Annotated in this window: 11 protein-coding genes; 1 reads left to right on the top strand and 10 read right to left on the bottom strand. The window is 73.8% G+C overall.

The genetic code is table 11. The features are described from left to right. Positions 1–616: 616 nt before the first annotated feature. The 7 genes from ACIGHB_RS04075 to ACIGHB_RS04045 form a co-directional block, all read right to left on the bottom strand. Positions 617–811 carry a hypothetical protein gene (locus ACIGHB_RS04075; RefSeq protein WP_360321499.1) on the bottom strand — a complete coding sequence of 65 codons (195 nt, stop codon included), beginning with the start codon at positions 809–811 and terminating at the stop codon, positions 617–619. A gap of 118 nt (positions 812–929) precedes the next feature. Next, positions 930–1,589 (bottom strand): hypothetical protein, encoded by a 660-nt coding sequence (locus ACIGHB_RS04070; protein WP_399909317.1) that lies wholly within the window; start codon positions 1,587–1,589, stop codon positions 930–932. Then, the gene (locus ACIGHB_RS04065) at positions 1,586–2,257 is read right to left on the bottom strand and encodes an ABC transporter ATP-binding protein (RefSeq protein ID WP_399909315.1); all 672 of its coding nucleotides are present in this window, start codon (positions 2,255–2,257) and stop codon (positions 1,586–1,588) included. Before ACIGHB_RS04065 ends, ACIGHB_RS04070 begins: the two co-directional genes overlap by 4 nt. Further along, a complete protein-coding gene (locus ACIGHB_RS04060) occupies positions 2,250–3,242 on the bottom strand; it encodes an ABC transporter ATP-binding protein (RefSeq protein WP_399909313.1) in 993 nt (330 codons plus the stop codon). The genes ACIGHB_RS04065 and ACIGHB_RS04060 overlap by 8 nt, the downstream gene beginning before the upstream one ends. Further along, positions 3,239–4,075, bottom strand: coding sequence for an ABC transporter permease (locus tag ACIGHB_RS04055; protein ID WP_360321487.1), 837 nt, complete (start codon positions 4,073–4,075; stop codon positions 3,239–3,241). The genes ACIGHB_RS04060 and ACIGHB_RS04055 overlap by 4 nt, the downstream gene beginning before the upstream one ends. Next, positions 4,068–5,060: an ABC transporter permease gene (locus ACIGHB_RS04050; RefSeq protein WP_360321484.1), complete on the bottom strand. Its 993-nt coding sequence runs from the start codon at positions 5,058–5,060 to the stop codon at positions 4,068–4,070. Before ACIGHB_RS04050 ends, ACIGHB_RS04055 begins: the two co-directional genes overlap by 8 nt. After that, the gene (locus ACIGHB_RS04045; RefSeq protein ID WP_360321481.1) at positions 5,057–6,691 is read right to left on the bottom strand and encodes an ABC transporter substrate-binding protein; all 1,635 of its coding nucleotides are present in this window, start codon (positions 6,689–6,691) and stop codon (positions 5,057–5,059) included. The genes ACIGHB_RS04050 and ACIGHB_RS04045 overlap by 4 nt, the downstream gene beginning before the upstream one ends. A gap of 121 nt (positions 6,692–6,812) precedes the next feature. Here ACIGHB_RS04045 and ACIGHB_RS04040 point away from each other — a divergent pair, with 121 nt between their 5' ends. After that, complete coding sequence (locus ACIGHB_RS04040) at positions 6,813–7,529, top strand: class I SAM-dependent methyltransferase (protein ID WP_399909310.1); 717 nt, start codon at positions 6,813–6,815, stop codon at positions 7,527–7,529. A 174-nt stretch (positions 7,530–7,703) separates the two neighbouring features. Here the strand turns inward: ACIGHB_RS04040 and ACIGHB_RS04035 are convergent, their stop codons facing one another. From ACIGHB_RS04035 to ACIGHB_RS04025, 3 genes are read right to left on the bottom strand one after another with little or no spacing between them, the layout of a single operon-like run. Then, positions 7,704–8,885 carry an acyl-CoA dehydrogenase family protein gene (locus tag ACIGHB_RS04035; RefSeq protein WP_399909308.1) on the bottom strand — a complete coding sequence of 394 codons (1,182 nt, stop codon included), beginning with the start codon at positions 8,883–8,885 and terminating at the stop codon, positions 7,704–7,706. Next, the gene (locus ACIGHB_RS04030; protein WP_360321472.1) at positions 8,882–10,069 is read right to left on the bottom strand and encodes an acyl-CoA dehydrogenase family protein; all 1,188 of its coding nucleotides are present in this window, start codon (positions 10,067–10,069) and stop codon (positions 8,882–8,884) included. Before ACIGHB_RS04030 ends, ACIGHB_RS04035 begins: the two co-directional genes overlap by 4 nt. Beyond that, entirely contained in the window at positions 10,066–11,034 is a 969-nt protein-coding gene (locus ACIGHB_RS04025) for an NADPH:quinone oxidoreductase family protein (RefSeq protein ID WP_399909305.1), read from the bottom strand. The genes ACIGHB_RS04030 and ACIGHB_RS04025 overlap by 4 nt, the downstream gene beginning before the upstream one ends. Positions 11,035–11,127 lie beyond the last annotated feature (93 nt).

Here is an 11,127-nt window from a genome sequence, read left to right as displayed (position 1 = left end):
AAGCACGCCGCCAGCGTTCGTCCTGAGCCAGGATCAAACTCTCCGTGAATGTGTACCGGTAATCCGGTTCAACACTCGCGTTGAGCGGGACGGTCAAGTCGGAATGTGACCGACCGTCCACAGCGTCCTCGCTGTGTTTTGTTTCAAAGGAACCTCGACCAACCGAAACCGGCTGGACGGGGTATCAACTAATCTGGCGTTGATTTTTGGCACGCTGTTGAGTTCTCAAGGTGCGGACGCTTCCTTCGTTCCTGTTTCCAGGCCCTCCGGGCGCTTCCTTCGTTTCCGACTCTATCAGATCCTTTCGGCGTCTGATTCCCAGTCAGCGGGATTTGTCTTTGCGGCTGTTGGGCCGTTCCGACGAGTGAGACTTTAGCGGATTCCCCGGCTCCGAAGCGAATCGGGGCCTGCGCTCCGACTTCGAACGCGGATTCCTCATTCCGCAAAAGCCGACGGGAACCGGAAAGGCACGACGAATCGCGGCCGTCCGGCTTGTTGGTCTTGCGGAATCGCTGTCCGGGGCCGACCGGAGTCGGTGCTCACGTCGGACAACTCGGAGAACACTACGGACCGCTCCCCCATGTGTCAACTCCGGTCCTCGCCGCTCACCCCCGGCTCACGGGCGGAGGCTGGAGACCACCTCGGCGGTGGCGGCCACGCCGTTCTGGATGGTGGGGGCCATGCTCGTGCCGGCCAGGAAGAAGCCGAGCAGAGCGCAGACGACGGCGTGGGTGATCTTCAGGCCGCCGCTGCGGATGAAGACCACGGCCAGTACGAGGAGCAGCACCACGACGGAAACGGAAACGGCCATCGCACTCACGTCCTTCTTCTGCCGCACCGGAATTGCGGCGTTCGGCGGACAGTGTGACGGAATGGGCGATCCGTCCGGGGGAACGGCGGGGCGGCCATACGGGTGAGATCCGAGTGGATCAAAGGACGAGGGTCTCCGCGAGGGTGGGTGCGCGGACCGCTTCCAGGTCCCGGTCGGCGAGGAGGTCCGTGATGAGGGCCCCGCTGCCGAAGACCTCCGTGGCGCTCAGGTCCACGTTCGTCACGACGAGCCAGCTGCCGTCGGCGGCCCACCAGGTCGCGGGGAAACAGTGGTGGGGCGCGGCCTCGTGGTGGGCGGCGGCGTCGGAGAGCGGGCCGCGCCACGCGATGAGGGCCTCGACGGGCTCCGGGGCGGTGCCGGGCGGGACGCCGGGGCTGTTGGTGACGGGGGCCTGCGCGGCGCCGCACGGGGTGGCCTCGCCGGTGGCGCTGTGGCGGGCGAGGTGGGGGACGAGGGCGGTGAGGGTGGCGCGGTCCATCTCGCCGCCCATGGCGCCGTCGAGCGCGTCGGTGCCGGCGACGCCTTCGAGGGAGAGGTACGAGAAGGGGCGCGGCCGGTCGGAGAGGCGGGTGCCCGCCCGGGTCAGGACGTCGCGCCAGCGGTGCCGGGCGCCGGTGTCGTCGTACAGGGGGGTGAGGAGCCAGCAGTGGTCCTCGTACCCCTCTCGGGGTTCGTAGCCGCAGTCGGCGGCGGTGAGCCGGTCGCGCAGTCCGTCGAGGGGGTCGTCGGCGGTGGCGCGGGTCCAGGCCCGGGTCACGGGGTCTTCTCGGCCGGCAGGCAGTCCCGCCACTCCACCGTGCGGTCGCACCAGCGGTCGAGGAGGACGCGGTCGTGGCCGACGGCGAGGAGGCCGGCGCCGGTCTCCTCGCGGTAGGACTCGACGGCGGCGACCAGGGCGGCCGTGGTGGAGGCGTCGAGCATGGCGGTCATCTCGTCGCAGACGAGCCAGCGGGGGCGGAGGGTGAGGGCGCGGGCGAGGCAGGCGCGCTGGAGTTGCCCGTCGCTGACCGCGTGCGGGCGGCGGGTGAGGAGTTCGGGGGTGAGGCCGACGGCGGGGGCGAGTTCGGCGACGCGGTCGGCCGCCTCGGCCTTGCGGCCGGTGGCGCGGAGGGGTTCGGCGATGAGGTCGGCGAGGGTGAGGCGGGGGTCGGCGGCGGTGCGGGGCTGCTGGAAGACGACGCCGACGGCGGTGCGCCGCTCGCGCGGGGCGCGGTGGCGCCAGGCGGTGATCTCGGTGCCGTCGAGGACGAGGCGGCCGGCGTCGGGCCGGTGGAGGAGGGCGGCGACGCGGGCGAGGGTGGACTTGCCGCAGCCGCTGGGGCCGAGGAGGCCGACGGACTCGCCGGGGGCGACGGTGAGGGAGGCGCCGCGGAAGACCGGCTTGCGCGGCTCGTAGCCGGCGGTGACGGAGTCGAGTTCAAGCACGGGGGCGCTCCGGGTGGTGGCAGGCCACGCCGGCGCGGAGGTCCGGGACGGTGGCGCAGAGGTCGGTGGCGCGGGGGCAGCGGGGGGCGAAGGCGCAGCCCTCGGGGAGGTCGGAGAGTTCCGGCGGCATGCCGGGGATCGCGGTGAAGGCCCGGTCGGGGAGGGCGTCGAGGAGGCCGCGGGCGTAGGGGTGGTCGGGTCCCGTGGTGCCGAAGAAGCGGTGGGCGGGGGCGATCTCGACGATCCGGCCGGCGTACATGACGGCGACGCGGTCGGCGATGCGGGCGGCGGCGGTCAGGTCGTGGGTGATGAGGAGCAGTCCGCGGCCGTCGTCGGCGTGGCGGCGGAGCTCGTCGGCGGTGCGCTCGACGAGGTCGCGGTCGAGGCCCGTGGTGGGTTCGTCGGCGAGGAGGAGCGGGGCGTCGCCGATGAGGGCGAGGGCGGTGGCGGCGCGCTGGGCGAGGCCGCCGGAGAGTTCGTGGGGGTAGGCGTCGAGGTGGGTGGCGGGGAAGGCGGCCCGGTCGGCGGCGTCCTCGGCGGCCTTGCGGCGCCCGGCGCGCGGGGTGTCGGTGAGGGCCCGGACGGTCTCCTCCAGGTGCGCGCGGACGGTGCGGACCGGGGTGAGGTGGGCGGCGGGGCTCTGCGGTACGAGGCCGACGCGCCGTCCGCGTACGGAGCGGGCGAGGGTCTTCTCGTCGGCGGCGAGCAGGTCGGTGCCGTGGACGAGGGCGGTGCCGGCGGTCTCGGCGTTGCCGGGGAGCAGGCCGAGGAGGGCGGAGGCGAGGACGGACTTGCCGCAGCCGGACTCGCCGACGAGGGCCAGGCACTCCCCCGGCGCGAGGTCGAAGTCGGCGTCGGTGACGGCGGCGACCGTCCGTCCGCCGCGCAGGCGGAACCGGACGGTGAGGCCGCGGACGCTGAGCAGCGCGTCCTCGGCACGCTCGGCGGTGACGGCGTCCAGGGCGCGCGCGACGCGGGCGTTCACAGCATCAGCTCCGATCGGCGGCGGGGGTTGAGGCGGTCGCGCCAGACGCCGGCGAGGCCGGCGATGGCGAGGGTGGGGACGATGAGGAAGAGGCCGGGGAAGAGGGTGGGCCACCAGTCGCCGGCGAGGAGGGAGGAGCGGGCGGACTGGACGAGGTTGCCGAGGCTGGCCTGGTGGCTGGGGAGGCCGAGGCCGAGGAAGGAGAGGGCGGACTCGTGCCACATGGCGTGCGGGACCATCAGGACGGCGGCGAGGCCGGCCTGGGGCAGGACCGCGGGGAGCAGGTGGCGGGTGGCGACGCGGCGGCGGGAGGCGCCGCCGGAGATGGCGGCCTCGATGTGGGGGCGGGCGCGCAGCGAAAGGACTTCCGAGCGGACGATGCGCGCGGTGGAGAGCCAGTGGGTGACGGCGACGGAGACGATGACGGGCCAGACGCCGGGGCGGAAGAGGGCGACGACGAAGATGCCGAGGAGCAGGTGCGGCACGGAGGAGAAGGCGTCGACCAGGCGCATCAGGGTGCGGTCGGTCCAGCCGCCGAGGGCGCCCGCGGCGGCGCCGACGGCGGTGCCGAGGACGGTGGCGACGAGGGCGGCGACGAGGCCGACGAGGAGGGAGATCCGCAGGCCGTAGACGCAGCGCAGGAGGAGGTCGCGGCCGACGTCGTCGGTGCCGAAGGGGTGGTCCCAGGAGGGCGGGAGGAGCTTCTGGGAGAGGTCGACGGCCTGTTCGTCGAGCTGGACGATCGGCGGGACGAGGAGGACGGCGAGGGCGACGGCGCCGACGATGACGGCGGAGGTCCACAGGCGGAGGCGGTGGGTGCGGGGGTCAGCCATCGAAGCCCACCCTCGGGTCGGCGAGGCCGTACAGCAGGTCGGAGAGGAGGTTGCCGAGGAGGACGGCCGCGGTGGCGAGCACGGTGAGTGCGGCGAGCAGCGGGAAGTCGACGGCGGTGGCGGCCTGGACGGTGGCGGCGGCGATGCCGGGCCAGCTGAAGACGGTCTCCACGAGGAGGGCTCCGGTGATGACTTCGGGCACGCGGGAGCCGATGAGGGTGAGCATCGGGAGCATGCCGGAGCGCAGGGCGTGGCCGGTGAGGACGGTGCGTTCGGCGAGGCCGCGGGCGCGGGCGCCGCGTACCGGGTCCTCGTCGAGGGCGTCGCCGACGCCTTGGCGGACGTAGAGGAAGAACCACGGCAGCTGGGAGATGCCGAGGACGAGTGCGGGCAGCACGAGGTGGCGGGCGACCTGGTCGAAGGTGACGGTGTCGCTGGCGGTGTCGGTGAGGCCGCCGGCGGGCAGGACGCCGAGCTTGAGGGCGAAGAACCAGATGGCGAGGAGGCCGAGCCAGAAGGCGGGGGCGGCTTCCAGGGTGTACGCGAGGGAGCTGACGGCGCGGTCGAGGAGGCCGCCGCGGCGGCGGCCGGCGAGGACGCCGAGGAGGGTGCCGAGGGCGATCGCGATCAGGAAGGCGGTGACGGCGAGGAGGACGGACCAGCCGAGGCGTTCGGTGATGACGTCGGCGACGGGACGGCGCATGACGGCGGAGTCGCCGAGGTCGCCGGTGACGGCCGAGGTGAGCCATTCCCACCAGCGGGTGAGGAGGGGCTGGTCGACGCCGAGGTTCTGGCGGAGCTGGTCGAGGTTCTCCTGCGAGGCGGTGAGGCCGGCGGTGCCGGCGTACGCCTTGACGGGGTCGAAGGGGGATGCTTCGGCGACCGCGAAGACGGCGAGGGTGACGCCGAGGAGGACGGGGACGGCGGCGAGGGCGCGCCGTCCCGTCATCCGGGCCATGGCCCCCCAGGGGAGGCGGCGGCTCACTTCTTGTCGTCTCCGGCCTTCTTGGGCTTCCAGGCTTCGGCGTTCCACCAGGGGCCCGCGGCGAGGCCGTGGTCGTGCGGCTCGATCTGGGTGGTGAGGGGGGCGCCCTTGGCGTCGGAGTCCCAGGCGTCGTTCACGACGTAGAGGTGGTCGATGTGGGTGAGGAAGGTGTAGCCGGGGTTCTTGACGAGTTCGCGCTGGACGGTGTCGTACGCGGCCTTGCGCTTGGCGGGGTCGTTGGTGCGGCGGCCGTCCTCCAGGGCGCGGTCGACGGCCTTGTTGTCGTACCAGGCCATGTTGTTGAAGCCGTCGCCCGCGAGGGAGGAGGTGAGCAGGAGGTACTGGTCGAAGTCCGGGTCGCCGGGCGAGCCGCCGCCGGCGAGGACGGCGTCGGTCTTCATGCGGGGCTCGATGACCTCCCAGGTGCCGGCCTGGGTCTTGATCTCGATGCCGGCCTTGCGGGCGTCGGAGGCGTAGGCGAGGGCGTGGTCCTGGCGGAGCTTGTCGCCGGAGAGGTACCAGAGCGGGAAGGAGGCGCGGACGCCGTTCTTGACGCGGACGCCGTCGGAGCCGGGCTTCCAGCCGGCCTCGTCGAGGATCTTCTGGGCGCCGGCGAGGTCGTGGCGGCGCTCGGTGCCCTTGGCGAACCAGGGGCTGTCGGTGGGGACGGGGCCGTAGGCGGGCTTGCCGGCGCCTTCGAGGATCTTGTCGACCATGGTCTGGCGGTCGACGGCGATGTCGAGGGCGCGGCGGACGGCGGTGTCGCCGGCGACGGGGTTGTGGGTGGGGAGGGTGACCGTGCGGTAGTCGTAGGTCTTGGCCGCGTAGGTCCGCTTGCCCTTGTCGCTGCCGAAGCCGGCGGCGAGGTTGGGCGGGAGGATGGCGCCGTCGAGGTCGCCGGCGCGCAGGCGGGTGGCGCGGACGTCGTCGTCCTTGATGATCGCCATGGTGAACTTCTTCACCGCGGGGGCGCCGTTCCAGTACTTCGGGTTGGCCTTGAAGCTGATCTTCTCGCCCTTGGACCAGTTGGTGAGGACGAAGGGGCCGGTGCCGATGGGCTGGGTGGTGAAGGCGCCGGTGTTGACGTCCTGCTTCCCGGCGACGTGCTCGGGGGCGATCGCGTGGACGGTGCGCTCGGCGAAGGGCGCGTAGGGGTACTTGAGGCGGAAGACCACGGTGTCGTCGCCGACGGCCTCGACGCTCTTGAGGGCGTCGAGTTCGGTGCGGGAGGGGTTGTTGGTCTTGGGGTCGAGGATCGTCTTGTAGGTGAAGACGACGTCCTTGGCCGTGAAGGGGGCTCCGTCGCTGAAGGTGACGTCGGTGCGGAGGGTGTAGGTGTACGTCAGGCCGCCGTCGCTGACGTGCGGGAGCTTCACGGCGAGGGCCGGCTTGAGCTTCATGTCGGCGTCGAAGGCGAGGAGGCCGTCGAAGATCTTGGAGTTGCCGTCCTTGCCGTAGCCGAGGAGCGGGCTGAGGCTGTCGGGCTCGTAGGCGATGCCGACGACCGCGGAGTCCTTGGGTCCGCCGGTGCCGGCGGTATCGGCGCCGGGGTTCGTGCAGGCCGCGGCGGTGAGGGCGAAGGCCCCCGTGGCTATCGCGGCGGTCGCGCGGCGGACGGTTCGGGCGGCCATCGGGTCCACACCCCTTTTTGAAGATCAACAGTTATTGCGAGCAGCATGCAATTAAACCCCATGGTGCGAAGGAGCCCCAGGTGGGGTAATGCGTCCCGGACGACGGACTCCGGGAGGGGCGATGAGCGGGACGCACGAGGAGCGGGACGGCGCGGCGGGGCGGGACGGCGGGGAGGAGGGGGTGTCGGGGGTCGGCGACGGGGTGTTGGGGGCCGCCGAGCTCTTCGACGGGGTGGGGATCGACTACGAGCGTGCCTTCGGGCGGCTGCCCGCTCAGCTCGCGGCGGTGGAGTGGCTGAAGGGACGGCTCTCCCCCGGCTCCCGGGTCCTGGACGCGGGCTGCGGTACGGGGAGGCCGGTGGCCGCGCTGCTCGACGCGGCGGGGCACGCGGTGACGGGGCTGGACGTCTCGCGGACGATGGTCGAGCTGGCGCGGGCGCGGGTGCCGGGGGCCCGCTTCGTCCAGGCCGACCTGCGCGAGCACGTCCCCCCGGCGGGCGGTTACGACGCGGTCTGCGCGTTCTTCCCGCTGCTGATGATGGAGCGGAAGGAGCAGATCGCGGCGCTGCGGCGGATGGCTTCGTGGCTGGTGCCGGGCGGGCTGCTGGTGTCGGCGACGGTGCCGGCCGACGTCGAGGGGATCGAGATCACCTGGATGGGGCGGCGGGCCCGGGTGTCCAGCTTCTCCGCCGAGGCGTACCTGGGGCTGCTGCGGGAGGAGTGCGGTCTGGAGGTGCTCCACCACGAGCTGTCGGTGTTCCGGCCCGAGGTGCCGGGCGGGGAGCCCGAGGAGCACCTGTTCTGCTACGCGCGCCGCGGGACGGCGTCGGAGGGGTGAGGGCGGCCGGGGGCCGGTCCAGAGCCTCGGCGTCGGAGGAGTGAAGGGGCCGGGGGCCGGTCCGGCGCCTCGGCGTCGGAGGGGTGAAGGGCGCGGCGCCGCCGACCGGGGCCGGGGGCCGGTCCGGCGTCTTGGCGTCGTACCGGCCCCCGGTCTGTTCTCGCTGGGCCGGTGTCAGGCCGGGGCGGGCAGGTCCATCAGGTCGGCGAGGACGTCCTGGTGGTGGCCGGTGGAGCCCAGGGCGAGCTGGTCGGCCTTGGCGCGCTTGAGGGCGAGGTGGGCCGGGTGCTCCCAGGTCATGCCGATGCCTCCGTGCAGCTGGACGCACTCCTCGGCGGCGCGGACGGCGACGCCGGAGCAGTACGCCTGGGCGACGGCGACCGTGAGCTCGGCGTCGGCCGCTCCGGCGGCGAGGGCGTCGGCGGCGGCGCGGGCCGCCGCGCGGGCGCCGACGAGGTCCAGCCAGAGGTGGGCCATGCGGTGCTTGAGCGCCTGGAAGGAGCCGACGGGGCGGTTGAACTGGAAGCGCTCCTTGGTGTGCCGGACGGTCTCCTCCAGGCACCACTCGGCGAGCCCGAGCTGTTCGGAGGCGAGGAGGCCCGCGCCGGCGAGCAGGCCGCGGCGGACGGCGGTGCGCGCCGCCTCGGGGCCGGCCAGGAGGGTGCCGGCGGCTCCGGAGGCGTCGACGGTGGCGAGGGGGCGGGTGAGGTCGAGCGGGGTGGTCGGCGTGACGGTGGCCTCGGCGGCGGGCACGGCGTACAGGCCGGTGGGGCGGGGCACGAGGAAGACGTCCGCGGCGACGGCGTCCGCGACGGCGCGGACGGGCCCGGTGGCCGTGAAGCCGGTGCGCGGGGCGGTGGTGAGGGGGACGGTCAGGACGGCGGTGCGCTCCCCCGCCGCCAGTTCGGCGAGGAGCGCGGCGGCGGGGCCCTCGGTCACGGGGTGGGCGGTGGCCGGGCCGTCCGTCGCGATGTGGGCGGTGGCCGGGGCTTCCGTCGCGGTGAGCGCGAGGAGGGTCTCGGTGGCGATGACGGCGGCGGTGAGGTACGGGGCCGGGGTGACCGCCCGGCCCAGCTCCTCCAGGACCACGGCGGCCTCGCGGTGGCTCGCGCCCTGGCCGCCCAGCTTCTCGGGGACGAGCAGGCCGGCGGCGCCGATGCCGGCGGCGAGGGCGGGCCAGAGGCCGGCGGGGTACGGATCGCCGGTCTCGATCCGGTCGAGCACGTCCTGGTGGCCGGCCCGGTCGGTGAGCAGGGAGCGGACCGCGTCCCGCAGGGCGTCCTCGGTGTCGGTGTAGAGGAGGTTCGGCTCGTGGCTCTGGTGGCTCTCGTGGCTCTCGTGGCTCTCGTGGCTCATCGGGCGAGGTCCTTCCAGGGGACGTCCTTGTCGTTGCGGGGCTCCGGCGGGAGTCCGAGGACCCGCTCGGCGACGATGTTGAGGAGCACCTCGCTGGTGCCGCCCTCGATCGAGTTGCCCTTGGAGCGCAGGTAGCGGTAGCCCGCGTCGCGGCCGGTGAAGTCGACCAGTTCGGGGCGGCGCATGGTCCAGTCGTCGTACGCCAGGCCGTCCTCGGCGAGCAGTTCGACCTCCAGGCCGCTGATGGCCTGGTTGAGGCGGGCGAAGCCGAGCTTCATGGCGCTGCCCTCGGGGCCGGGCTGGCCGGCGACGAGCTGCTGGCGGAGCCGTTCGCCGGTGAGCCGGGCGACCTCGGCGTCCACCCAGAGGTCGAGGAGGCGGCGGTGGAGGGCGTGGGTGCGCAGCTCGGGGCGGTCGCGCCAGACGGCGGCGGCCTTGCCGATCATGCCGCCTTCGCGGGGGATGCGGGCGCCGCCGATGGAGACCCGCTCGTTCATGAGGGTGGTCTGGGCGACCCGCCAGCCGTCGCCGGCCTCGCCGAGGCGGTGGGCGTCGGGGATGCGGACGCCGGTGAGGAAGACCTCGTTGAACTCGGCCTCGCCGGTGATCTGGCGGAGCGGCCGGACCTCGACGCCGGGGTCGGTCATGTCGCAGACGAAGTAGGTGATGCCCCGGTGCTTGGGGACGGCGGGGTCGGTACGGGCGATGAGGATGGCCCAGCGGGCGGTGTGGGCGCTGGACGTCCACACCTTCTGGCCGTCGACGATCCAGTCGCCGGTGGTCTCGTCGCGGACGGCGCGGGTGGCGAGGGCGGCGAGGTCGGAGCCGGCGCCGGGCTCGCTGAAGAGCTGGCACCAGACTTCCTCGCCCGTCCACAGGGGCCTGAGGAAGCGGTTCCTGACCTCGTCGGAGCCGTAGGCGAGGAGGGTGGGGGCGGCCATGCCGAGACCGATGCCGATGCGGCGGGGGTCGTTGTCGGGGGCGCCGGCGGCGGCGAGTTCGGCGTCGACGACGGCCTGGAGGGAGCGCGGGGCGTCGAGTCCGCCGAGGCCGGTGGGGTAGTGCACCCAGGCGAGTCCGGCGTCGAAGCGGGCCCGGAGGAAGTCGAGCCGTCCGGTGTCGGCGGGCGGGTGCGCGGCGAGCAGTTCCCGGGTGCGCTTCCTGAGTTCTGCGGCGTCGGTCATGCGCGGGCTCCTTCCGGGAGGACGACGAGGCGGCCGGTGGTGGTGCCGTCGGCGACGCGCTGGACGGCGTCGGCCGCGCCGGCGAAGGGGACGCGTTCGGCGACGAGCGGCTTGACGACCCCCTTGGCGGCGAGCGCGGTGAGGGTCTCGTGGCACTGGAGGACGGCGGCCGGGTCGCGCTGGGCGTACAGGCCCCAGTGCAGGCCGAGGATCGTGTAGTTCTTCACCAGGGCGTGGTTGAGGGCGGGAGCGGGGATGGTGCCGCTCGCGAAGCCGACGACGACGATCCGGCCCTCGAAGGCGACGCACTTGGCGGACTGCTGGTACGCCTCGCCGCCGACCGGGTCGTAGATCACGTCGGCGCCGCGGCCCGCGGTGGCGGCCTTGACGGCGGCGACGACGTCCTCGGAGCGGCGGTCGATGACGACGTCGCAGCCGAGGGCGCGGGCGGCGGCGGCCTTGCCGGGGCCGCCGACGACGCCGATGACCGTGGCGCCGGCGGCCTTGCCGAGCTGGACGGCGGCGCTGCCGACGCCACCGGCGGCGGCGTGCACGAGGAGCGTCTCGCCCGCCTGGAGGGCGGCGCGGCGGTGCAGGCCGAACCAGCCGGTCTGGTAGCCGATGTGGAGGGCGGCGGCCTCGGCGTCGTCGAGGGCGTCGGGCGCGGGGAGGAGTCCGGCCGCGTCGGCGAGGGCGTGCTCGGCGAAGCCGCCGTGCGGGAGCGCGGCGGTGGCGATGACCCGGCGTCCGTCACGGGTCTCGCCGCAGATCTCGACGCCGGGGGTGAAGGGCAGCGGGGGGCGGATCTGGTAGTGGCCGCGGCAGAGCAGCGCGTCGGGGAAGTTGACGTTGGCGGCGCGGACCCTGAGGAGGACCTGGCCGGGGCCGGGCTCGGGGACGTCCGCCTCCTCGCGGCGCATCACCGCGCCGGGTTCGCCGTTCTCGTGCACTCGCCATGCCTGCATCCGTCGAGCCTCCGTCCGTACCGTGCGGTCGGTCGCATACTAAGCGGTCGCTTGTCCCTGGCGGAACAGCTCGGCCCGACTTCGTGCGCGGGC

The organism is Streptomyces sp. NPDC085460 (genome assembly GCF_044541975.1).
Lineage (GTDB): Bacteria > Actinomycetota > Actinomycetes > Streptomycetales > Streptomycetaceae > Streptomyces.
The sequence above is the reverse complement of the archived record's forward strand: the minus strand, read 5'-3'. Positions and strand labels throughout refer to the sequence as shown.

What these genes read in the sequence shown, in the direction of transcription:
- ACIGHB_RS04035 (WP_399909308.1), bottom strand. Translation starts at nt 8,885, where the DNA reads ATGAGCCACGAGAGCCACGAGAGCCACGAGAGCCACCAGAGCCACGAG.
- ACIGHB_RS04030 (WP_360321472.1), bottom strand. Translation starts at nt 10,069, where the DNA reads ATGACCGACGCCGCAGAACTCAGGAAGCGCACCCGGGAACTGCTCGCC.
- ACIGHB_RS04055 (WP_360321487.1), bottom strand. Translation starts at nt 4,075, where the DNA reads ATGGCTGACCCCCGCACCCACCGCCTCCGCCTGTGGACCTCCGCCGTC.
- ACIGHB_RS04040 (WP_399909310.1), top strand. Translation starts at nt 6,813, where the DNA reads ATGAGCGGGACGCACGAGGAGCGGGACGGCGCGGCGGGGCGGGACGGC.
- ACIGHB_RS04045 (WP_360321481.1), bottom strand. Translation starts at nt 6,691, where the DNA reads ATGGCCGCCCGAACCGTCCGCCGCGCGACCGCCGCGATAGCCACGGGG.
- ACIGHB_RS04025 (WP_399909305.1), bottom strand. Translation starts at nt 11,034, where the DNA reads ATGCAGGCATGGCGAGTGCACGAGAACGGCGAACCCGGCGCGGTGATG.
- ACIGHB_RS04075 (WP_360321499.1), bottom strand. Translation starts at nt 811, where the DNA reads ATGGCCGTTTCCGTTTCCGTCGTGGTGCTGCTCCTCGTACTGGCCGTG.